Raw genomic sequence first — 24,820 nt, forward strand, 5'->3', positions numbered from 1 at the left:
CGACATTACGGAAGCAAAAAGCCCCTAAGCCGATGGACGGCTTAGGGGCGGCCCATCCGGACCAGTCTGTTGTTATGCTTGCTTGGTGAACGTCATCTTGTCGAAGTTGCCGACGTAGAGCAAGTCTTTCGTCGTCGATCCCTTGAACACGACGCAGATCGTCTGTTTGCCGGCCACGAGCTGATCCAGCTTGGCGGTGGCAGGCTTGTAGTTGCCCCATGCGCCGCCCGTGTTCGGAAGCTTCACCGTCCCGATGAGGTCGCCTTCTTTATCGTTCAGGCGGATCTCCGCCGTGACATCGGCCGGCGCCCGGTTGGACGGGGAATCGTATTCGATCGCGATCGTATTCTTGCCCTTGGCGCCGAAATCGACGTCATTGTACGTCAGCCATGCGCCCGTGAACGTGTTGCCCACGATCGTCCGCCCGGTATTGTCCTCGGTCTTCAGCGGATTGCTGTTGAACGTATTTTTGTCCGGCGACCAGTTTGTCCGGTTCTCGAACTCGACCGTAAGGCCTTGCTCCGGTTGGGCGTTCAACGAGAAGCCGGCGTTGTCGAAGTTGCCGACGTAAATCTTGCCGGTTTCACCTTGAGCGGCACTGCCTTTCAGGACGAAAAAGACATCGTGAATGCCGTTAACGGTTTGGGTCAGCGTACCGGTTACCGTAGCGTACTTATTCCAGCTTCCCTCCGTCGGAGGCGTGGCGATCGTGCCGGCCAGCGGTCCCTCCAAACTATCCAAATGCACTTCGACGGCGGAGTTCAAGAAGGTATTCGTCGTATTGCCGACATACTCGACGAAGAATTGGTTCACCCCTTCGGTGCCGAAATCCATCCGCTTGTACTGCAGCCAGGCGCCGTTGAACGTATTCGCCACTTGCAGGCCGACTTTATTTTTGCCGGGCTCCGTCTTAAGCGGGTTACCGTTACCCGGGTTTTTGACCTGCGTCCAATCGTCATACTTCTCAAGCTCCAGCTTGGCGAAGTCCGTGCGAACCGGATTATAGGTCAGCGCGAAGCTGTCGAAACTGCCCACGCTAGGCAGCTCTGCGGACGTCGTACCTTTCAACACCACGTACACGTCCTGGAGGCCTTTAAAAGTTGTCGTTAATTCCGCGTTGACTGTGGCATACGTGCCCCAGCCCGTTCCCGTGTTCGGCAGGTTGACCGTGCCGACGAGTTGGCCCGCGATGCCGCCCAATCTGACTTCCGCCTTGATGTCCGCAGGCGTCAGGTCGGATGGAGCGTCATAAACGATCGCGATGTTGTTTCTGCCATTCTCGGTGCCGAAGTCGACGTTTTTGTAGGACAGCCATGCGCCGTTGAACGTATTGCCGACCGCTTTGCCGCCATTGATGTCCTGGACCGCCAGCGTTCCGCCCGAGACGGGGTTGAGCGCCTTGGTCCAATCCGATTTGTTCTCGAATTCGACGACCGCTTGAGCAGGATCGGCTTGGAACGAGAAGCTCGCGTTATCGAAGTTGCCGATATATTTGAGCGCGGTCGTGGTCGTACCCTTCATCACCAGATAGACATCTTGAATGCCGGTTACCATCTGCGTGAGATTAGCCTTGGCGATCACATAGTTGCCCCATGCTGCGCCGGTCGGAGGCGTAGCTGCCTTGCCGACCATCGGCCCGTCAATGCTGCCAAGGTGAACTTCGATGGAAGCATCGGCAGGAACGCTATCGTTCTTGCCCGTGTACTCGATGGCGAATTGATTTACGCCCTGCGTGCCGAAATTCATGCGCTTGTAAGCGAGCCACGCGCCGTTGAACGTGTTGGCCACTTGCAAACCCGCGCCGCCTTTGCCTGCTTCCGTCTTGAGCGGGTCGTTGTTCACCGGATTTTTGGCCGACGACCAAGCATCGAACGTCTCAAGCTCCAATGCGGCATAATCGGCGCGCTCGTAACCGAGCATGAAGCTATCGAAGTTGCCGATGTAAGGCAGGGCTTCCGTCTGCGTGCCTTTCAGAACGAGGTACAGGTCTTGCTTGCCCTTAACCTTCCTCGTCAAACTTGCGGTTGCCGTGCTGTAATTTCCCCAACCTGTTCCCGTTTTCGACAGATTGACGGTCCCGATCAAATCGCCTGTTGCGCTACCTAATCGAAGCTCGACCGCCGTATCTGCTGGCGTTTTATCGGAAGGGGCATCGTAGACGAGGGAGATCTTGTTCTTGCCCGTCTCGCCGAAATTAACGTTACGATAATGCAGCCAAGCGCCGCCGAACGTGTTGCCGACCGTCTGGCCGCCGTTGTTGTTCTCGACTTTCAACGGTCCTCCCTTGATCGGATGAACGTCTTCAGTCCAATCGGTCTTCTGCTCGAAATCCAGCTTCAGCGTGTCCGCATCCGGCTGATCGCCCGGATCCGTCGGCTCTTCCGGCGGAGCCGCGTACGAGAAGCTCGCATTATCCAGGTTGCCGACGTATCGTTTGCCCGTCTCTCCGTTAGCCGCGCTGCCGGTCATTACCAGATACAGATCCTGCATGCCGCTTACCGTCTGCGTCAAGTCAGCGGTTACGGTCGCATAGGTTCCCCAGCCGCCAGCAGTCGGAGGCACGGCTACCGTTCCGACTTTCGGACCGGTCACGCTGCCGAGGTGAACCTCGATCGCGGAATTGACGAAGCAGTTCGTCGAATTGCTCGAATACTCGATCGCGAATTTGTTCACGCCTTCGCTGCCGAAGTCCATGCGCTTGTAGGCCAACCATGCGCCGTTAAACGTATTCGCTACTTGTTGGCCGCTCTTGCCGCCTTCGGTCTTGAGCGGCTGGCTGTTGTCCGGATTCAGATCCGTCGACCATTCGTCGAAGGATTCCAACTCCAGCTTGGCGTAGTCGGATCTGATCTTCTCGTAGCCGAATTTGAACGAATCGAAGTTCCCGATATACGGGAGATTGTTCGGCTGTCCGGCCACCATCACGACATACAGCGACTGTTCGCCGGCGAGCGTCTTGCTCAATTGCGCTTTCGTTTCGGTATAGGTGCCCCAGCCGGCAAGCTTATCATCCAGATTCACGGTACCGACCAATTCTCCGGTCACGCTGCCCAAGCGGAATTCCAGCTTGCTGCCCGCCGGAGCTTTATCCGTAGGCGAATCGTACGAAACGGTCACGTTATTGGCGCCGGTCGTGCCGAAATCGACATTGTAGGAGAGCCATGCGCCGTCGAACGTGTTCGCCACGACGATGCCGCCGTTGCCCGCTTCGGTCTTCAGCGGATTATGGTTGGTCGGATTGACTTCCTGCGACCAGTCGAGCCGGTCTTCGAACTGTACCGTCGATCCGTCGCCCGGTTGTCCCGGATCTTCCGGTTGATCCGGATCCGGGAGCGGCAGCGCAGGCGGGATCGGATCATCGACGGTCGGCGCGTCCGGCAACGTGCCCGGCTCCGCCTCGTTCTCGATCGGATCGGCGAGCCACAGCGACGAATCGTAGATATCCCCATTGAAGTCGCTGACCAAATAAACGTTGATGTTGTATTTGGATGCATTGACGTTATAGATTTCCGCGATGTCGAAGCTGCCTTGTTTTACGGGTACTGCGCTCGATAACCACGCGCTCTTGTTGCCGGTGCCGTCCATCAGTTGGAAGACGAGAACCGCGGAATCCACGTAATCGCCCTTCAATGTTCCGGTTACGTTCACCGTCATGTTGCCGTCGCGCTTGATATCGGCCTTGAGGTCGTATACGTCCCATTTCACGTCGGAGGTATAGACCGCATTAGAGACAAGCGCCTTTCCTGCCCCGCGGTTCTTCTCGGCATTCGGCGCTAACCTGACTTGAACCGCGCCTGCCGCGTAATTCAGCGGTCCGACCGTTTGCGGATTGGACTTCGCCTTACTCCACGATTTTCCGCCGTCCGTACTGAATTGGTAGTCGGTCGCTTGCTCGATGTCCGCAACCGGCGTCCAGCCGAACGTATTCGCCTTGTCGTCCACGACCGGACTCGTCGGCGCATCCGGAATCGATAATTTCCTGACGGCTTCGAGGCTGAATTCGAACGCGATGTCCGAGCTCGTGCCGTTGACCTGATGCACCTCGGCCGTCAATACGTTCTGGCCCTCGACCAGATAAGACGGGTCGACGACGAAGCTGTTCCGGTCGCGCTCGTCCGCCACGGTCGCATTCGCGTACGTGTCGTAGCCCACGGTGCCCGTCGGCATGTTCGTACGGCTGATCTCATGACCGTTCAAGTACACGATCGCGCCGTCGTCGCGAATCAACGAGGCATCCAACTCGAGAATGCCGTCGATGTCCTTCGCGTTAAAGGTCTTGCGGAAATACGTCGTCGGGTATTTATCGTTGGTATTCGGCCCGTAGCCGACTTTCGTCGCCGGCTTGCCGTAGCTGTCGTAACCGAGCATCGCCGGGCCGGAGCCCCACGTGCTGTCGTCGAAGTTCAAGCCCGTCCAGCCGTTGCCGGCGTAATGGCCTTGATCGAGATACTTCCACGTCGATTTCTCGGCGATCAGCGGCTCGTGATTAAAGTTGTTGTCGACGTTCGCCGAGTAATCGATCGCTGGCGGCGTCGCGCTTGCTTTCGCGCCCCAATCGGTGTTCGGCGTGCTGCTCATATGGAACTCGAGCGTGCCGCCGGCCATCAAATCGTCGTACTTGATCCAGGCTTGATCGAAATTAGCGCCGTTCAGCTCCGCGGATTGAATGAAGCGGTTCGCGCTGGAAACGTCGTCCGCTTTGATCGTCAGCGTCTTGCCGCTGCCCATATGCAGCTTCACTTCTTGGAAGATCGGCGAGCCGATCAAGAAATCCGCTTCGCCCGGGTTACCCGGGAACAAGCCGAGCGCGCTGTACACATACCAGGAGCCCATGCCGCCGGCATCGTCGTCCATCGAGGACAAGTAGCCTTCCGGATCGTCGCGGTAAACGCGCGACTCCATCGGATACATATATGCCCCGTGGTTATGGTATTTCTGCGTCACGACTTCCGTCGTGTACTCTCTGGCATAATATTGCGTCAGATACGGATAGCCCAGGTAGTCGAACAAGTATGGCGCCTGGATATCCTCTTCGTTGATCGCCATGTATTCGTCGATCGCGAAGAAATGCTGCAGCTGCTTCGCCATCTCCGTCTTGCCGCCCATCAGGTCGGCCATGCCGCTCACGTCCTGCGGCACCGACCAGCGGTACTGCCACAGGTTGCCTTGGTAGGCGTAACGGTCGACGGCCAAGATATCCCCGGCGCCGACCGGCTTGCCGTTCGGCGTGAAGAAGCCCGTCTTGACGCCCTTCTCGTCCACTTGATCCGCATTCCACAGCCCCTTGTAGGACAATGCCAACGTCTTGTACTTGTCGTACGTCGCTTTGTCGCCGATCAAGGAAGCCAGCTTCATCGGGAACGAAGCGCTGTTGTATTTCTCCAGCTTGCCGGAAATGTCACCGTCGCCGATCGAGAAATTGTCCGCATCGACGGCCATGCCCTTCAAAGCCTTGGATACGTCGAAGTCCTGGAAGCCTTTTGCATACGCATCGAGGATAACGGCTCCGTTGAATTCGTTCCGTACCGTCGGGCTCGGCCAATAGCCATCGCCATATTGGGTGTACGTGCCGCGGGTGCCGTACAGATCGACCAGCGACTTCACCATATTGTTGTAGCGATCCGGCTCGAAGAGCGAGAACATGGAATATTTACGGAAATCATCCCATGTCGTCCAGCCGTTGTAGTATTCGAAATCTTCGCCGAGTCCCGGTTCCGAGACGCTGCGAATCGTTTTCTCGTCACGGCCTGCCTTGAACGTGCCGACCGAGCTCGTCACGTTCTTCGGGCTCTGGTAGGCGTGGTACATTTGCGTGTAGAACACGCGCTTGTTTTCTTCGTTCGAATCCGTGATTTCCACCTTGTTCAGGACGCTGCTCCAAGCGGCTCTCGCTTCTTGGTGGCGCGCATCGAAATCCCAATCGGAATATTCGCCGCGCTCGGCTTGCGCCTGCTCCACGCTGATCGTCGAGAGACCGACTTTCGCTTGAACGACTTTGTTGCCCGTCGTGTTGAAGTTCAGCCAAGCGCCGCTGTTGTAGCCCGTGCGCTCTGCCACTTGACCGACCGCATCGTTCTGCCACGTGCTGTAGGTGTCGAAATCATGATCGAATTGAATGGAATAATAGATCGTGTAATAACCGTATCCGCAAACGTTCTTGGACTTGATCATACCCGTGATCTCATGGTTGTTCGTGACTTTCAGGTTGGCATCTACCATGCCCGCGTACGAGTTCGAGAGATCCACCAATACGGAGCCCTTATTCGCCGTGCCCGGGAACGTGTATTTGTGGAAGCCGACGTTATCCGAGCTCGTCAACTGAACGCCGATGCCGGATGCAAGCGTCACGCCGTAGAAGCCGGCGGAAGCCTGTTCGCTGCTCTTGTCGTACTTCTGCTTGTAGTCCGCGACGTTCTTCGTGAAATCCCGCGTCTCCGGCATCATAAGAATGTTGCCGCCGCCGCCGCTGCAGCCTACGCCGCTGAAGCGCAAATGCGAAAAGCCCTTCAAGCTCTTATCTTGGTAATAGTAACCGCTGAACGCTCCGCCGTCGCTGTCCGGACCGAGGGCGACAAGTCCGAACGGCGTCGTCGGCCCGGGGTTCGTCTGGCCGTTATCGCCAAGCGTGTTGATGAACGGATCCACGTAATCGATCGGCGCCAGGTTCGTAGCCGGATCGGCAGGGGTTTTGCCTGCGTCTACGCCGTACACTTCCAGCTCGTAGATACGGGCCGTGTTGTTGTCATAGGCGGCTTTGTCGATGAGCAGCTTGACGTAACGAGCTTCGAACGGCGTTACGAAACGGTCGACGATCGTCTGCACGTTGCTCTTCACGACGTCGACGTCGGTCCATGTCATGCCGTCGTCGCTTTTCTGGAGACGGAAGTCCTTCGTGTTCCAGAACGGGGCGTTGCCGCCCTCGTTGATCGCCGCGTTTTGCAGCACCCATTCATTGATGTTGTAGACCTTGCCCAGATCGAGTATCAGCCATTTCTTCGCGGCGGTCGTATTGTCGCACCATTTCGTGTCGGTTTTGCCGTCTATGGCGTTGCTGGCGCCTTCGTTCGCGTTGCATTGGCCCGAAGACGTCGCCGTCGCGCCGAGCGCAACGTTTTGCGTCGGTTCGCCTGCGACGACCGTCGCCGCGGACGCGATCTCCGAAGAGATCGGCATCAGCATGTTGTAAACGAACAATGCCGTCATCGCAACAGCAAGAAGCTTCTTAAACATTCGAATGTGGCCCTCCTTCTTTCGTCTTACTCAGAGACCGGCAGCAGTCGCGTGACCATGACGGCCACTTCGGCCCGCGTCACGGATTGCTTTGGATGGAATTGCTTTCCGTCGCCTTCGATCAGGCCTTTCGTCCAAGCTTCGTCGACTGCGGCAGCCGCCCAAGCCGAGATGCTCTTCGCGTCCGCGAAAGCAGGCGCGCCTTTGCCCGTCGCCGTCAGGTCGAAATACTTGGCTGCGCGCACGAGCGCAACGACCGCTTCTTCGCGGGTGATGTTGTCGGCAGGTCTGAACGCGCCCTCGTAGCCCGTCACGATGCCCAGCGCCGACGCTTTCGCGACCGCGTCCGCATAGTACTGGCCAGCCGGCACGTCTTTGAACGGGTTCGTGCCCGCTTGAACGTCGGTATTGCCCGCCCATTCCATGCCGCGCATGATCAGCGTGGTGAACTCGCCGCGGGTAATCGCCCGGTTCGGCGCGTAGTGCTGCTCGTCCACGCCGTTCACGATATGCTTCGCGGTCAACGACTTCACGGGCTTCTCCGCCCAGTGTCCCTTCATGTCCGCGAAGGTCTTGTCGTATTCGAGAATCGTGTAGTACGAGAAATGATTCGCTTGGAACGTGAACGTTCCGGCGCCGACGGTGCCGCCGACGTATTCCAGCTGCTTGCCGTTCACGTAATAAACGCCAGCCAGATCGGAAGCGATCAGCTTCTCCTGCTCGGGCGTCAATTTCAGCTTGACCGTCGCGGGTTTGGCCAGATCGTGAATCTCCGTGACCTTGTCGCCGACGACGACTTGAATGACGACCGAGATCACGACGCCGGTCGGCGCGTAATCCGGATTCGATTGCAGCGTTCCGTCAATGGCGTTTTTCGCATCGTCCGTCAGCGCGGTGTTCAGCACGATGCGAACGTTCGCGCCGTCTCCGCTTTGGGCGGCAGACGCGATCGATCCCGCCGGGAAGCGAACCGTACCGTTATCGGATGTAATGACAAGATCCAATTCCTTGTCGTTCAAGGCTTTCAATGCTTGCGCGGGGAAGGCCAGCGCGTTCCCGAGCGTGCCGGCGGAAGCAGGCAGCCCGATCGTGACGGCATCCTTGGCTTGTCCGATCGCGGCAGCCAGCGTATCGCTGCCGAAGATGTACGTGCCGTCCTTGTCTTTATCCGGTTGAATGACCGGGCCTGCCGCGCTGCCGGCATCGGCCGGAATTCCGTTGGAGGTAGCAGGCGGGATGTAGCCGCCGCCGGTGCTGCCATTCGGATTCTTGACGTTAAACGTCGCTTTCAACGTCTCGGATCCGCTGCTTGCGACGACTTGATAATCGCCGTATGGCGCTAAATCTTCCTCTTCCGGGATCGTGATCGTTTCACTGAACTTGCCGTCGACCGGCTCGATGACATCGAGGTAGAATACCGTATTGTTGGAACGTACGATTTTCAAGCCAACGTCGCCGGATGCCGTCCCGGAAAGCGTAATTGCATCGCCGCGCAGCACCTCCTTCGCACTCAACTCGAGCGCGAAAGAAGCTGCCGCGTAACTGGATACCGGCGATATCACGAAGAGCAATACCAGTACAGCCGCCAAAACCTTTTTCACCGTTTGCAGTCCTCTCTTTCCAGCCGTTTATTGAAGCAGAATCGGCTTCGCCAATTGAACCGGCGTCTTAAGCTCGCTATTGAATTGATTCACCACGAATACCTTCACCTTGTAATCCGCGCCGGTTTCGTTAAAGTACTGCGTGATCGCCATCTTCGTCTGCTTCAGCGGAACCGCGCTGATGAGGACCGGGGTCGGGCTGTCGCCTTTCATCAGCTGGAACACCAGGAACGCATCCTCGCTGTAGTCGGTCAACGATTCGACGTTTACTTCGACTTTGATCTGATCTTGACGGTCGATCGTGCCCGAGAGCTGGAACGTGTCGCCCAGGTCGTTCTTGGTATACGCCTTGGTCGAGACCAGCGGCGCGCCGGAAGCGATGCCGAGCGCCGCATTGGCCGCAACGCGCACCTGCACGGTGCCGGCAGGGAAATCGCCGTCGCCGATCGGCTGCGGATTCGCCGTTGCCGGCTTCCAGGTCGCACCGTTGTCCACGCTGAACTCATAATCCGTCGGCTTCGTATATGCCGGCGAATTGGTCCAGCCGAACGTGTTATGCGTGTCGTTCATCACCGGCGCGGTAGGCGCCGCCGGCTGGTTGCCTGCGCTGACAGCGGTACCGGCATCCGAATTGTCGCGTTTGTTGACGGCTTTCACGACAAAGTTATACGTTTGGTCGGGGTTCGCATTGTCCACGACGTATTGGTAGTTGTCTTGGCCGTCCACCGCCGGAACATAAACGTTCCAGTTGGCGCCCAGCTTGCCGCCCGCTTCGTAGATCCGGAAGCCGCGGATCTTGTTGTTCGCGTCGTCCTGCGGCTTGGTCCACGCGATCGTCCGTTTGCCGCCATCGTCCGACTTGGACGCCGACAGGCCCGTAACCGGAGCCGGTTTCACGTCGTCCCGCATGATGGAGTACGTATCGAACGGCGTACCTTCGCCCGATTTGAAGGAGTTGATCGTGAAGCTGTTCTCCGTGAAGCTCACGCCGGAATAGATGGCGATTTTCGGTTGCTCGATTTTATCCGCGTAGAAACTATTGACGCCGTCCTTGATGTCGTAGAACTTCGTAGCGGCCGAGTTGTTGATCATGTACAGCGTACCGCCTGGGTTGACGACACGGCCTTCGGCGTCCTTCTGCACGTCCTTGATCGGCGTGTTGTTGTACATTTGGAACGAACGCATGAACGTATGGTCATGCCCTTGCAGCACGACGTCGATGCCCAGTTCGTCGAAGATCGGGTACATCTTATCGCGCAATGCCAGAATGTCGCTGTCGATGGCATGGTTGCCGACGGAATAGATCGCTTTATGGAAGGCAACGACCTTCCACTTCTTGTCCGTGGTCGCCACTTCATGCTTCAGCCATTCGACCTCTTGTTCGAATGCCGCCTTTTGGCGATCGTCCCATCCGATATCCATCGTGTTGAGGATCATGATATGCGCGTCGCCGTAGTCGTACGCATAAACGCTGCCCGGAGGAAGCGGATCCTTGATCGAATTGTTCGGATAGTTGAAATGGTAGTAATAGTTATCGTTATAAGGACCTTCGTGGTTGCCGACGGCCGCCTGGATCGGCAGGTTCATCAGCATGTCCTGCGGTTGGCCGAAGTAGTCCAGCCACTGGCCTTCCTGCGCGCCCGCATCGACCTGGTCGCCGGTCATGAGCAGGAACTTCGGATTATCGACGTGGCCCAGCGCTTGTTTCATCGTATTGGCCCATACGCCGTAATCCTGCGTGTTGGAGCCTTGCGAGTCGGTCATGTACAAGAAGTTGAACGTATTCTCGTTCTCTCCCTCGGTCGTGAACTTGCCCGTCTCGCTCCAGTTGTTGTCCGCGCCGACGCGGTACTTGTACGCCGTTCCCGGGGTCAAGCCTTCCGCCAGCACTTTATGGCTGATGAACGATCCCGTCGTGCTGCCGGAGATGACGAGGTTCTTCAGAATTCGCGTGTCTTCCGGCTTGCCTTCGACGCGAATCTTCGGCTCAAAATCGAAGTCCTTGTCCGCCGGAACGATCTCGACGATGCTGTCCGTCGCGTTCTCCGGCGCTTTTTGCGGATTGTCGTATCGCGTGTACCAGGCGAAGGAACGGTTCGTCTTCGCGCTGCCGTAGATCGACATCGCGATCGCGATCGGCGAATAGATGCCCGCCTGGGATAAATTGGACGGGCTGAACTTGAAGCTCGCAACGGCCGTGCCGTCCGCGAATTGCAGCCCGGCTAATCCATCGTAAACAAGGTTTACGACCTGACCCGGCATGACGGCTTTCGCAAGTTTTACGGTCATGCTGGAAGCATCCGCTCCCGCTTCCACGGCATCTACCGAAACGGCTTGGCCGCCTGCCGTCACGGTCAGGTGAGCCTTGAGCTCGGCGGGCAGTGCGCCCAAGTCCGAGAGCATCGATAGCGAGACGCTCTTGCCGTCTTGTGCGATGACGCCTGCTCCCGCTCCCGCATAGTCCGCCGGGAGGTAGAACGCGTTGCTCGGCACGAAGTCTTTCGTCACGCCCGGCGCCGACCAGCGAAGGAACAGATGGGAGCCGCCGAAGTTCTCGAAATATTCGATTTTGAAGCTGTATTTATGATTGCCTTGCAGCGTGATCGGGGTGCTCGAATACTCGGTATCCCAATCGTCTACCCAGTGGTCGATGGCGAGCTGATCGTTGATCCATACGCGATAGCCGTTGTCGCCCGTCATGTAGAACGTATAGTCGCCGTCCTGCGGCGGCATGATTTGGCCGGTCCAGCGCACGTTCGCGCCGTCCTCTCCGCCCGTGAAGCTCGTCAGCACCGGGTTCAAATCCGGGAAGTTGATCAGCGGATCGACCGTCGTGCCTTTATACTCGCCGAACGCGAAGTTCTTGTCAGGACCTTGGTTCAAGTAATACTCGCCGAGCAAACCGTGCACGTTGCCGGCCGCGGCAGCCGCATCGGCAGCGGCGTCCGTCGCATCGGGTTGTTCCTGCGCGAAGCCAATGGCCTGGAACTCGTAGATATGGGCCGAATAGAAGCCGGTCACGGGGTCCGCGTCGCCGGGATTCGTAATGTTGAGCTTGAAGTACCTCGCCTTGACCGGCGATTCGAGATCATGCGTCGTCGTGCCTTCCGTGTTGCCCGTTACGGTCACGACCGGCGCGTAGTTCACGTCGTCTGTACTTGTCTCGATCGTGAAGTCCTTCGTATTATATTGCGCCTGCTCGTCTCCTGCACCGGCATGAGCCAGTACGAACTGCTGCACGGTGACTTCCGAGCCGGCATCGATTTTGAGCCAATACGGATTCTCCGGCGTAGGCAACCCTTTGTCGCCTTCGAACACCCATTTGCCGCTATTCATGCTTCCGTCGATGGCGTGGGCCGGCGCGAATTCGTCCGACACGTACCCATTGGCGGTCGCGGTTACGCCGGCTGCCGCAAAAACGTTCGTAGCGGCCGTTCGGGCATTGGCATGCTGCACCACGAAATAACCTGCGGCGGCAAACACCGACGTCCAAAGCATTACGACTACGAGCAAGCGGTTTGTCAGCTTGACACTCCTTTTCACTCTTGCATTCCCTCCTACTATTACTAATTTCACTGACCTAATATAAGCCTGTACAATGGGGGGTTCAATTCATGGAGTGTCAACGGAAGTTAAATCCTTTGTAAACAAATTGGCTTATATCTATAAATGGTTTTAAGCACTTTCCGCGGCCGGCCATCGTAAATTGGAGGCGGTGTATATATCTGTAAAAATGCAGTCTCCCGTAGGTAGATCGGCCCGTGTCGCGCGAAAATCCTCGAATGGCCCTTCTTTATGACTTGGAAGCGGTTCATGCGCGATCGACGGCGAACGCCCTGTTCGAAAAGGCCTACCAAAGTCATGGAAGACTCTGGCAGGCCTTGATTGTTAATAAAACGTAAATATAATTCAGAACGCAAAAGCTGACATATAAATCGCAATGCGCCGGAGGTTGTCATTCCGCGTCCTGCCGCGACTCAAAATCGCGCGCCGGCATCAAAAACGATCGCAAAAAAATAGCCGGGCGGGATTCAGGAAAATCCCTGAATCCCGCCCGGCTATCCGCAGCGCGACTTCCTTTACTTGCTCAATTCCTTGGTCGCCGTTTCCAGCATCGCTTTCCAATCCGCGAACTTCGTCTCCCGGGCAACGTGCCGGTCGAACAGCTCGTCGGGAATGTTCCCGATGTCCTCGCGCGTCTCGATCTTGAAGTTGCCCTTCTCCACGAACTCCGCGAAGCTGTTCATGTTGGAATACTTCCCCATGAACGCGTCGTTAAACAACTGGCCGAGCGGAACGTGATTCGGATCTTCCTGCGCCGTCTTCTGTCCTTGCAATTCCTTCAGCAGCTCGTCGAATGGCATTGGCTTGTGCTTTCTCAGAGAATCACCCCTAGGTTTCATGTTATAGTCACGATTAAGCTTGCAATCCATTACACCGATAAAAAGGAACCTTTTTACAATATCGTATAGGATTATTGTAATGCTATTCTTTGTATTGTATACACCGCATACATAAATAGGTTCCGCCTTAAAGCCTGCGCGTCGCAAAGTTCCGCAGCCCAACCCCCACACTACCACGATTGACATGGATTTGGCAATGCACATTTATCGGAGACGACGCCCCGGAGATGCGGCGCGAGCGCTTCGCATGCGTCCGGAACCGGCCTCCCGTCCCACGGCAACGCCAAAAAAGCGGGACATGCCGTCCCGCTTTTTCGCTCATTCACCCATTGGCAGGGATAACGATCGATTCCCCGCGCTGCCTACCCCTTCACGCTCCCGAGCACGAAGTACTTTTGCAGGAACGGGTACACGCTCAAGATCGGCAGCTCGGCGAGGAAGATCTGCGCCGACTTCGTCGTGCGGTCGTTGATCTCGTTCAGGATGGCGATGTCGCCGGTGTCCTTCCATCGTGCAAAAACGCACGCGAGAAATCGGGGGCAGACGATCAATCGCTTGTTCGAACCGCGTTGCGCTAGCCTTCCTGCGCCGTACCGCTTGCCAAGTCGTCGTACAGACGCATTAATTCTTCCGAAGGCCGAATGCCGAGCTCGCGTACGAGCAGCCGGACGTAATCGGCGTAGAGCACGGCCAAGCCTTTCTTGTCCCCGGCCTGCGCCCGCAGCTTCATCAGCAGACACAGGACGGATTCCTCGAGCGGATTGCGCACGTTCAACTTAAGCAGCAGCTTGGACGCCGCGGACGAATCCCGCATGGCCATCAGCGCGGCGGCCAGCTTGAGCGAGAAGGACTCGTAGATCCTCGCGTACCGTTCCGTCGCGCTCGCGGCCCAGACATAGGCCTTGTCGCCGAACAGATCGCCCGCATACAGCCGTTCGATCCGCAGCGCGGCGTCGACATTGCCGGCATCGATGGTCTTCAAATGCTCCGCCTGCCGCGCGAAATCCACGTAATCGATCGCGGCGTGATTCAGCTCCAGCGCGTAGCCGTCGTTCTCCGAACGCACCGTTTCGCGCATGCCGAGCGGTTCCAGCGATTTGCGCAGCTGATACACGGTCGTATTCAGATAGCTCTCCGCGTTGGATTGATTCATGCCGCCGAATATATCCGCGATCAGTCTCGAGCGCGGGATGCGCCGACCGTGATGAAGCAGCAGGTAGGCGAACAATTCCGTGCATTTGCGCGAGATCCACTTGACGCGGACTGAACCGCTGCTCGCCGCGACGTCCCCCAGTGCGAGAATCTCGAAGCGATCCGCCAGAGTGCCCGCCGTCTCCGTCAGCTGGGTGCGACTCGAATCCCCCCGGACGGCCAGCACGCGATTCACCGTCCGCTGCAGCCGCTCTTGGGAGACCGGCTTGACCAGATAATCTAGAGCCGACAATTCAAATGCATCCAGGGCGTAATCCTTGTGGGACGTAACGAACACGATATGCAGCGGATAACCGGCGCGCTCTATCCGGGCGGCGAATGCCAAACCGTTCTCGCCCTTCATCGAGATGTCCACGAACGCGAGGCCGATGTCGGCGTTCTCACTTAGAAAAGCGGTCGCCGACGACGTGTCCGCAAAAGCGCCCCGCACGCGAATGCCGGGCAGCTTGCCCAGCATTTTAGTCAATATCAGATGCATGGCCGGCTCATCGTCCACCAGAATCACGTTCATGCCGCCTTCGCCTCCATCGCTTCGTCGTCCACTTGCTTTTCCGTAAATGCAGCATAAATGCTTAAACAGAAGCAGGCCTTAACCGGATGCCCGCCGCATCTGGCGGTTTGCCTGGGCGCGCCGTTAGGACGCGCGTCGCGGGGCGCACCTTGCTTGAATTCCCTCAGCCGGGCCGGATCCGAAAAGGGGGATCCGTCAGCCCGTTCGTTCGACCTGCTTCGGGGCAACCCCTGTTCGACTGCGAATTACTCGCTCTTCAACGCCAGCATGCGCAGCAGCATCACGGCCGCCTCCGCTCGCGTTGCCAAGGCAAGAGGGCGGAACGCGTTGGTCTCCGTGCCCTCGATCAAGCCGAGCTTGCGTGTCTCCGCGATGGCGGCATACGCCCATTGCGGGATGTCGCCGTCATCCGCGAAGCCGGTCATCGCGTTGGCATCCGGCGCCAAACCCAGCGCTCTCGCCAGCATGACCGCCATCTCGGCGCGGGTGATCGCGGCGTTCGGGCGGAAACTGCCGTCTGCATAGCCGCTGATGATCCCGGCCTGCGCCGCTTGCGCGATGGCTTCCTTCGCCCAAGCTGCGATCTGGCCGTCGTCGACGAAAGCCCGTGCAGGTCCCGCGGCTGCGGGCAGCGGCTTCAGCGCATGCATCAGCATGACCGCGAATTCCGCGCGCGTCACGGCATGGTTCGGCCGGAACGTTCCATCCGGGTAACCCGAGACGATGCCGCCGGCGGCGGCTTGCTTGATCGCGGCCTCGGCCCAATGTCCGGCGATGTCGCTAAGCTCGATCGCAGGTTCGTCCGCAGGCGCGTCAGTAGGCTGACCGGCAGCGAAAACGGCGAATGTCGCGAAATGATCCACCGACACGGTAACACGATTGCCGTTGACGGCGCTGCCTGCAATCTCGATCCAGCTTTTCTTGGCTTCGTCGTAGTAGAAGACGGCGGGCGTTTGGCCGGGCTTGAGTCTCGCGGGATCGAACAAGATGGATATCGTGACGGGATGCGCGAAATTCCCCGTGAAGTTCTTCGTGATCTCGAATATTCCGCTGACCGGCGCTTCGTTGCCAGACAGGAGCGATTGCGGATTCCTCAGCTTATCGATCGTGACGAAGATATCCCGCTCCGCCGCATTCGCCGGGATCGTGACGATGACTTCGTCGTCCAAGCTGACCGTGCCCGCATGGCCGGCCGGAATCGTAAGCTTGCCATTTGTCGATTCGAATTTGTCGTCGGTCGAAGGAGCCGAGCCTCCGCCTCCGCTTACGGGCGGCGCATCCACCGTTACGGTGTACGTTACTTTCGTCACGCCGTCCTCAGCGGTGACGATGACCTTCTTGCCGGTCGCCAGCACGGTCGCCGCCGTTATGCCGTCCGCGTCATAGACGTCGAACGTCGCGCCCGCCGCCGGCGTAATCGCGGCTTTCAATGCCGCCAACGTCGTGCCATTCGGAATGTTCGTGATCGTCTCGTTCGCTATTCCTCCCGTGCTCACGGTTCCGATCGTCGAAGTCAGCGTAGCCGCGCTGCTCGCCGCGACCGTCACCGTGACGGTCCAGCTCTGCGTGCTCCCGTCCGCCGCCGTAACCGTATAACTGACCGGACTCATGAAATCATTCGCGGTCACGCCGCTTACTTGATCCACCGTACCCACCTTCGCCGTGGCGCCGACGGACAGCGCGAACGTTGCCACCAGGCTGCTCGCGTCTGTACCGTTCGCCACCTCAACCGAGACTGTATGCGCGGCCGCATTGATCACAGCCACCCCGGTTTGTTCCGCCAGGCTGAACGCCGTGATTGCTTTCGCGCTGCTCGCCGCGACCATTACCGTGACGGTCCAGCTCTGCATGCTGCCATCCGCTGCCCTAATCGTGTAGCTGACCGGACTTGCGAAATCATTCGCGGTCACGCCGCTCACCTGATCCACCGTGTCCACCTTCGCCGAGGCACCGGCGGACAGCGCGAATGTTGCGACCAGGCTGCTCAAGTCCGTACCGTTCGCCACCTCAACCGAGACTGCATGTGCGATTGCATCAATCGTCGCCACCCCGGTTTGTTCCGCCAGGCTGAACGCCGTGATCGCCTTCGCGCTGCTCGCCGCGATCGTCACCGTGACGATCCAGCTCTGCGTGCTCCCGTCCGCCGCCGTTACCATATAGCTGACCGGACTCGTGAAATCATTCGCGGTCACGCCGCTTACCTGATCCACCGTGCCCACCTTCGCCGTTGCGCCGGCGGATAACATAAACGTTGCAACCAAACTGCTGACGTCCGTTCCGTTCGTCACTTCAACCCCGACCGTATGCGCGGTTGCATCGATCGTAGCCGCACCGGTTTGTGCCGCCAGGCCGAACGCCGCGATCGCCTTCGCGCTGCTCGCCGCGACCGTTACCGTGACGATCCAATTCTGCGTGCTGCCATCCGCCGCCCTCACCGTGTAGGCGACCGGATTCGTAAAATTATTTACCGTTACGCCGCTCGCTTGATTCGCTGCGCCGACCTTCGCCGACGCTCCCGGGGAAAGCGTGAACGATGCTCTCAAGCTGCTAAGGGAAGTATCGTTCGCGACCTCGATCGCCACCGCATGCGCGACCGCATCGATCGCAGCGGGGCCAGTTTGCGCCGCCAGGCTGAACGCCGTGATCGCCTTCGCGCCGCTCAAGGCAACCGTCACGGTCACTCTCCAATTCTGCGTGCTCCCGTCCGCCGCCTTCACGGCATAAGTGACCGGACTCCCGAAGTTGTTGGCGGTCGTGCCGCTCGCTTGCGTCACGGCGCCGACCTTCGCCGAAGCGCCCGGGGACAGCGCGAACGTCGCCACCAAGCCGTTTCGGGACGTTCCCGCCGCTACTTCGATCGTCACCGTATGCGCGGCCGCATCGATCGTGGCTGGACCGGTTTGCGCCGCGAAGCCGAAGCCCGTCATGTCTTTCTCGCTGCTGGCGACAACGGTGACGGTCACCGTCCAGCGCTGCGCGCTGCCGTCCGCCGCCGTCACCTCATAGCTGACCGGACCCGTAAAATCATTCACGGTCACGCCGCTCGCCTGCGTCGCCGTGCCGACCTTCGCCGAAGCGCCGGCGGATAACGCGAACGCGGCGGTCAAGCTGCTCGCGTCCGTGCCGTAGCCGACTTCGATCGCGACCGTGCGCGCGGCTCCGTCGATGACCGCCCAACCCGTTTGCGCCGCCAAACTGAATCCCGTAATCGCCTTGGCGCTGTTCCCCGCAACGTTCACGGTATAGGTCACCTGCGTCGCTCCGTCCTGCGCGGTAACGATCACCTTCACGCCGGTCGCCAGCTCCGTTGCCGGCGTCGTGCCGTCCGCCTCGCAAATCGCGAACTCCGCGCCCGCTGCCGGCGTGATCCCCCCTGCGAACGCGGCCAATGCCGTCCCGTAAGGAACGTCCGTGATGCGCTCGTCCGGGGTTCCGCCGACGCTGACGGTACCGATTGCGGAAGTCAGCGTCGCGTCCGTGCTCGGATGGATCCAATTTGCGTACAGGACGGTATTGCCGGAGATGACGAACGTCTCGCCCGGCCTATAGGTCGTCCCGCCGCCATCCGCTTGCGTGTTCCAGCCATAGAACCCATAGCCCGCTTTGACCAAATCCCCTGGACCAGGTGCCGCGATCGCCGCTCCCCCCGCGACGAACGACCGGCTTGCCGGGACAGTCCCGCCGTCACTGCCGTTCCCGTCATAATCCACGTACGCCTGGCTTCGCCGCAGATAAGGGTACCCGCCGTTATGCGCCGCATCCATTGCCCAGATCGCGGCAAAGTCCCACGCATGCGGGACATCTGCTTCATAGGTGCCCTGCGTCTGCAGCTCGGCGGTCGTTTTGCCGTCGCCTCCTGACGATACCGACTGTCCGGTCGTATTCGCGTCGTAGAAGCTGTTGACCGCCGTGCCCGAAGAATACGCGATCAAACCGCCCGAATTATCGCTTTCCGCCGCGCTTACCGCGCCCGATGCATAACTATTGCCGATCGTCTGGTCGAAGTTATAGCCCAACAGGCCGCCTACGCTTTGGATGCCCTTCACGCTGCCCGAGGCATAACTGTCGGTGACGGGCTCGCTGCCATGATACCCGGCCAGACCGCCGATATAATAGCTGCCGGTGACATCGCCCGAGGCGTAGCTCGCGCTTATCGCGCCGTTGCTATTGCCGACCAGGCCGCCGACGGCGCCGCTCTCGTCGCCTCCGGTCACCGCTCCGGAAGCGAAGCTCGCACTGACCGGACCGAAGTTGTCGCCGATCAAACCGCCGAGATGAAAAGCGCTCTGGCCGCCGGATACCGCCCCGACCGCGAAGCTGCCGACGATCAGGCCCTTGTTGATTCCGACCAACCCGCCGATATCCATGCTAGTGTCATTCCCATTAACATCCCCCAAGGCATAGCCGCGAATGATGTCGGACGACTCGTTATAAGCGATCAAGCCGCCAACGCCGCTAGCTCCGCTCACGGTCCCGGATGCATAGCTGTCCGTCACCGTTCCGCCGAGAAGATCGCCGATCAAACCGCCGATACCAGTACCGTTATTGCCCCCGACCACGTCTCCGGACGCATGGCTGGCACTGATCGCAACGCCGTAGTTCCGTCCGATCAGGCCGCCGACGGCCTGTCTGCCGCCGACCTTGCCCGACGCGCGGCTGCCGACGATCTCCCCGCCGCCGGAACCGCTTCCGACCAGTCCGCCGATATCCGTATTGCCGCTCACGTCGCCCGTAGCATAGCTGTCATGAATAAATACCGAATCCTCGTCGCCGACCAGTCCGCCTGTTTTTTTCTTCCCGCTCACCTTCCCCGAAGCATGGCTGCGGTCGATCGTGCCTCCTCCTTTGTATCCGACAAGCCCGCCGACGCTGTCGCCGCCGCTATTGCCGGTCACGTTCCCCGTCGCGTAGCTGTCGCTGATCGCCCCGTCCTCCCCGCTCGAATGTCCGAGCAGCCCGCCGATGGCGGAATTCCCGGTGACGCTCGCCGAAGCGCGGCTGTCGCTGATCGCGCCGTCGGCGTTGTAGCCGATCAGGCCGCCCGCGTTGTAGGTGCCAATGACGGTACCCGAAACGGCGCTGCCGCTGATCTGCCCGCCGTTGTTGTATCCGGCCAAGCCGCCTACGAATTGATTGCCGGTCAGCGACACATCGGCGATCTTCATGTTCGTCAATGCGCTCCCAACTTCCAGGTAGCCGAATAAGCCGACATATTCGTTCTCGCTCGCATCGATCGTCAACCCGGCGATCGTAAAGCCGTTGCCGTCCATCTGGCCGTAGAAAGCCTCGTCTTGATTCCCGATCGGCATCCAGCCCGTTCCTGCCGCGTACCCACTCAAATCGATATCGGCAATCAGCTTATAGTGAAGTCCCGCGGCCAAATACTCGTCCCGAACCTTGTTCAGCTGATCCGCGGTGGCGATCAGGTATGGATCCGCGGACGTGCCGGAGCCCGGAAAATCGGACGATGCCGCATAAGCGCGCCCGCCGCCGGACAGCCCTCCGGTCATCGTGCCGAAAGCGACCGTCCCCGCCAGCAGCAGCAGCATGATTTTATGGCTCGTCTTGCGCATGTTTCTTCCTCCTCTTGGCGTTATTCGTTCAAGCGCCGTCGACATAGGGGCTGAATAGACAGCCCTCCTTAGCCAAGTCTACCGAAGGTGAATAAAAGAATAATGAAAAACGCGGCCGGAATACGCGAAAACCGCGCGGCAGCTGCGGGAGGCGCTCAATGGGAGCGGTTGCCGGGGCAGCCGTGCGAATACACCCGGCACCGCGTTACAAATAAACGTCAAAAAACCGCGCAGCGTAAGGCTGTCGCGGTTTTTCGTAATCGGTCGATAAGCTAGCTCCGTGGTTCGCCTCCTCAGGCATGAATCTTGACCTTCGTTCCCGTCGGAACCGTGTCGAACAACCACTCGGCGTCCGCGTTGTTCATCCGGATGCAGCCGGCGCTGACGCTCTTGCCGATCGACGTCGGCGCATTCGTGCCATGGATGCCGTAAGTCGTGCCCTCGGTATTCGGGACGCTAAGCCCCAGCCAGCGGCTGCCCAGCGGATTCTTCGGGTCGCCGCCGGGAATGCCCTTGGCCGAATACCACGGATTCTTGATCTTCGTGATGATCTCGAAGCTGCCGATCGGCGTCAGCCCCTGCCTGCCGCTCGCGATGGCGAAGCTTTTCTCGACCTTCCCGCCGGCTGACACGTACAGCTTGTTTTGCTTGATGTCGATCTCGATGGCATACACCTTGGTTGGCGCCGCGACCGTGACTGGCGCCGCTGGAGCTGCCGCGCCGCCTCCGGTCGCGTAATAATACGGATTCGGAATTCGCAGGACTTGTCCCGCTTTGATCGAGCCCGCGGGCGGAAGGCCGTTGGACTCGGCGATCGCCCCCCGATAGTCCTGCGCCTTGAAGTACCGCGCGGACAGGCTGTACAAGGTGTCGCCCTTAAGCACGGTATGCCTGCCTTCCCCCGACGGAAGCGGCACGCGAAGCGCCATGCCCAGCTTCAAGCCCGTGTTCGGGTCCGAGATCCGATTATAAGCCATCAGCGCGCTCATATAATGGTCGCGGCTGAAATAGCGATTGGTGATCGCGAACAACGTATCGCCGGATTTGACCGTGTATTGATCCATCACCAGCGGATTCGACAGCTTGAGCGTCGTCCCCGCCTTCAGGCTCGCCTTCGGATTCAATCCGTTCAACCGCGCGACCTGCTCGTAATCGCCGGTCAAATAAAACTTTTTGGAGATGGCGTACAGCGTTTCCCCCGGCTTGATGTCGTACGAGACGCTGATGAAGCTTTCTTTGTTTTCCCCCGCGTGCGAAATCCTCGGATAACTCGCCAATACGAACAATACCATCACCATACAAAAGACCCACTTCGTCTGCCTGCCCACCGTTGATCACACCTTCTGCCGGAATAAATTGCGGCTGAGAGGATTCGTCATCATTCGGCATAAATCCTTTTAATCCGGCAGGTCGGGCGGATAATTGAGCCGGTAGTAGGAGCGCATGGCGAGCACTCGTCTTCATGAGGTGCTTTAGAACCGCTCCGAATACCACTATCGGGTATTATGCATTACGCCATTGATTGTTCTATTATTATCCTAAAGTAGTATATTTTCGGTATTTTATCCCGCAGTTCGCAGCGCTCAGGCGTTCGATATCCCGGCTGCCGTCGCTCAACCACATAAAAGCCGGTCCTATTCTAGGAATAGAACCGGCTTGCCGGCAATTACGGTTTCATTTCGAATCTTATCTAAGCCTCGTACTCTAGTCTCGAACCTAAGCTCTGACCCCATCGCCCCACACGATCCGCAGGATCCGGTCCGGATAATTCGTCGTAATCCGCATTCCCGGATACTCCTTGATGATCCGCGCCAGCACCTCCGGCTCGTCCACCGTCCAGACGCCCAGATCGATCCCCAGGCCAGCCATCTCGTCCGCCAGCTCGGGCGTCATGAACGCATAATGCATCGACACGCTCGTGGCACCCGTATAACGAAGCTGCTCCGCGAGCAGCGTCGGCTTGCCGAGGAAGATGAGGCCCGTCGCGATCGTGGCATCCAACTCGTGCGCCCGCTTCATGGAGTCGTGATTGAAGGACGAGAGCACGACCTCCTCCTGCATGCCATGCCGCTGAATGAGCGAGATGACCTTCTCCTCGATCCCCGCATACTCGTTGCCCAGCATCTTCAGCTCCACATGCAGCTTGCAGCGTCCTTTCGCGAGCTCCAGCACGTCCTCGAGCGTCGGAATCCGCTCTGATGCGAATTCGGGCGCGAACTTGCTGCCCGCATCCAATTCGCGCAGCTCTTCCAGCGTATGCGCCTGGACCAAGCCCGAGCCGCTCGTCGTCCGGTCCAGCGTATGATCGTGAATGACGACGGGCACGCCGTCTTTGGACAGGTGCACGTCCAGCTCGATGATCGCGATATCCGGCTCGCCGAGCGCCAGCTTGAACGCCGCCATCGTATTCTCGGGCGCGACGCCCGAACATCCGCGGTGTGCTACGATCGTTACCATGATTTCATTCATCCCTTCTCATGCTCTTATTTTACGCCGTTATACACGAAAGCCTTGATGATCTGCCGCTGCGACAAGAAGAAGACGATCAGGATCGGCGTGACCAGAATCAGGTTGCCGGCCATGAGGACATTCCAGGTCGCGACGCCTTCGACTTCCCGGATCTTGGCGATGCCGAGCGGCAGCGTTCTCGCCGTCTCGTTGGTCGTCATGACGAGCGGCCAGAAGTAATCGTTCCAATGGGCGATGAAGCTGAACAACGCGAAAGTAACGAGCACCGGCTTCACCAACGGCACCATGATCCGCAGGATGATCTTCCATTCGGCCGCCTGATCCAGGCGCGCCGCTTCGATCAGCTCGTCCGAGATTTGCATGAACGCCTGCCGCAGCATGAAGATGCCGAAGGCGCTGGACGCGAAGGGCAGGATCAGGCCAAGATGCGTATTCAGCAGCTTGAAAGCGCTCAGCTCCAGGTACACGGGCAGGAAGATCAGTTGGGCCGGAATCATGAGCGTGACCATGACGATGCCGAACAGGAAGCTCGAGCCCGCGAACCGGTACCGGGCAAACGCGTACGCGGCCGGAATGATGGTCAGCATCTGCAGGATCAGGATGCCCCCCGCGATGATGATGCTGTTCGTGAAATACTGCAGGAACGGCCCCGTGTTCCAGGCGTCCGCGTAATTTTGCCAGACGGGATCGGTCGGAATCCACCGCGGCGGGAAAATCATCGTCTCCGGCAACGTCTTGAGCGAAGTGGAGACCATCCAGATGAACGGCAGCGCGAAGACCAGCACCAGCGCCAGCAGGCAGGCCACGTTGATGACGCGCAGAATGGCGGTTATCGTTTGCCGGATCATCGCTTTGCGGGTACGCACATAGCTCCGCTGGCTGCCTGCGGCGGCGGTTCCGATTTTGCCGATCGTATTGTCTACGGTTTCCAAGAGCTTCACCTCTTCCTAACGGTAATGAACGCGATTCGACAACAGCTTGAAGTAGATGATCGTGAGGATCCCGACGATGACCAGCAGGATAACCCCGGCCGCGGAGGCATAGCCGATCTTGAAGAACCGGAATCCGTATTCATAGATGTAATAGACGAGCGTATTGGTGGAATTGACCGGTCCGCCCTGCGTCATGATCGCGATCGTCTCGAACACCTGGAACGACCCGATCATGTTGATGATCACCAGGAAGAATATCGACGGCGACAGCATGGGCAGAATCAGCTTCGAGAAGGTCGTCCACGGCTTGGAACGGTCCAGGGAAGCCGCTTCGTAGATGTCCGGCGGAATGCTCTGCAGCCCCGCGATGAACACCAGCGTATTGTAGCCGAGCCCCTTCCAGACGGCCACGATCACGAGCGAGACGAGCGACGTGCTCGGATGGGACAGCCATTCCAGCTTGCCGAAGCCCGCGAGTCCGATCACCCAGTTCAGCAGCCCGTATTCGGGATCCATCAACCAGCTCCACAGCAGCGAGATGGACACGAGCGAGATGATATGCGGACTGAAGATCGCGCCTTGCACGAACCCGTGGAAGAAGCTTTTGCGATTCAGCCACAGCGCGAGCAACAGCGCGAGTCCGGTCGTGAGCGTCACCGTGAGCAGCGTATAGATCGAGGTATTGGTGAGGACCTGCCGGAAATCCGGGTCCGTCAGCAGGTCTTTGAAGTTCTGGATGCCCACGAAGGTCTTGGTCGGGCTGACGAAATTCCAGTCGAATAGGCTTAGGTAGATCATGTAGAAGATCGGATAGATGAAGAACAGCGAGAACACGATAATCGCCGGCGCGACCATGCTGTACGGACGCAGCTTTTCCCAAGTGCGCATA

At 58.9% G+C, this 24,820-nt stretch carries 10 protein-coding genes and 1 pseudogene; all 11 read right to left on the bottom strand.

Translation table 11 applies throughout. From position 1 onward, the window contains the following. Positions 1-72 precede the first annotated feature (72 nt). Positions 73-7,230 carry a GH92 family glycosyl hydrolase gene (locus tag AC50YL_RS05295; protein WP_494829953.1) on the bottom strand — a complete coding sequence of 2,386 codons (7,158 nt, stop codon included), beginning with the start codon at positions 7,228-7,230 and terminating at the stop codon, positions 73-75. A 26-nt stretch (positions 7,231-7,256) separates the two neighbouring features. After that, positions 7,257-8,831 (bottom strand): S-layer homology domain-containing protein, encoded by a 1,575-nt coding sequence (locus tag AC50YL_RS05300; RefSeq protein ID WP_494829955.1) that lies wholly within the window; start codon positions 8,829-8,831, stop codon positions 7,257-7,259. A 27-nt stretch (positions 8,832-8,858) separates the two neighbouring features. Next, a complete protein-coding gene (locus AC50YL_RS05305) occupies positions 8,859-12,374 on the bottom strand; it encodes a PA14 domain-containing protein (protein ID WP_494829957.1) in 3,516 nt (1,171 codons plus the stop codon). 536 nt (positions 12,375-12,910) lie between these two features. Beyond that, on the bottom strand, positions 12,911-13,195 hold the full coding sequence (locus tag AC50YL_RS05310; RefSeq protein ID WP_161744474.1) for a hypothetical protein: 285 nt from the start codon (positions 13,193-13,195) through the stop codon (positions 12,911-12,913). 401 nt (positions 13,196-13,596) lie between these two features. Beyond that, positions 13,597-13,725, bottom strand: a pseudogene (locus AC50YL_RS05315) (carbohydrate ABC transporter permease); the annotation flags it as partial. Between the two features lie 83 nt (positions 13,726-13,808). Then, on the bottom strand, positions 13,809-14,957 hold the full coding sequence (locus AC50YL_RS05320) for a response regulator (RefSeq protein WP_494829959.1): 1,149 nt from the start codon (positions 14,955-14,957) through the stop codon (positions 13,809-13,811). Positions 14,958-15,202: 245 nt separating this feature from the next. After that, entirely contained in the window at positions 15,203-20,530 is a 5,328-nt protein-coding gene (locus AC50YL_RS05325) for an SGBP N-terminal domain-containing protein (RefSeq protein WP_494829961.1), read from the bottom strand. A 293-nt stretch (positions 20,531-20,823) separates the two neighbouring features. Next, a complete protein-coding gene (locus AC50YL_RS05330; protein WP_494829963.1) occupies positions 20,824-21,828 on the bottom strand; it encodes a LysM peptidoglycan-binding domain-containing protein in 1,005 nt (334 codons plus the stop codon). A 418-nt stretch (positions 21,829-22,246) separates the two neighbouring features. Beyond that, on the bottom strand, positions 22,247-22,987 hold the full coding sequence (locus AC50YL_RS05335; protein WP_494829965.1) for a glycerophosphodiester phosphodiesterase: 741 nt from the start codon (positions 22,985-22,987) through the stop codon (positions 22,247-22,249). Positions 22,988-23,013: 26 nt separating this feature from the next. Beyond that, entirely contained in the window at positions 23,014-23,847 is an 834-nt protein-coding gene (locus tag AC50YL_RS05340) for a carbohydrate ABC transporter permease (protein WP_494831158.1), read from the bottom strand. A 99-nt stretch (positions 23,848-23,946) separates the two neighbouring features. After that, positions 23,947-24,819, bottom strand: coding sequence for a carbohydrate ABC transporter permease (locus AC50YL_RS05345; protein WP_494829967.1), 873 nt, complete (start codon positions 24,817-24,819; stop codon positions 23,947-23,949). Between the last annotated feature and the right edge of the window lies 1 nt (position 24,820).

Source organism: Paenibacillus sp. J22P277 (assembly GCF_059383675.1).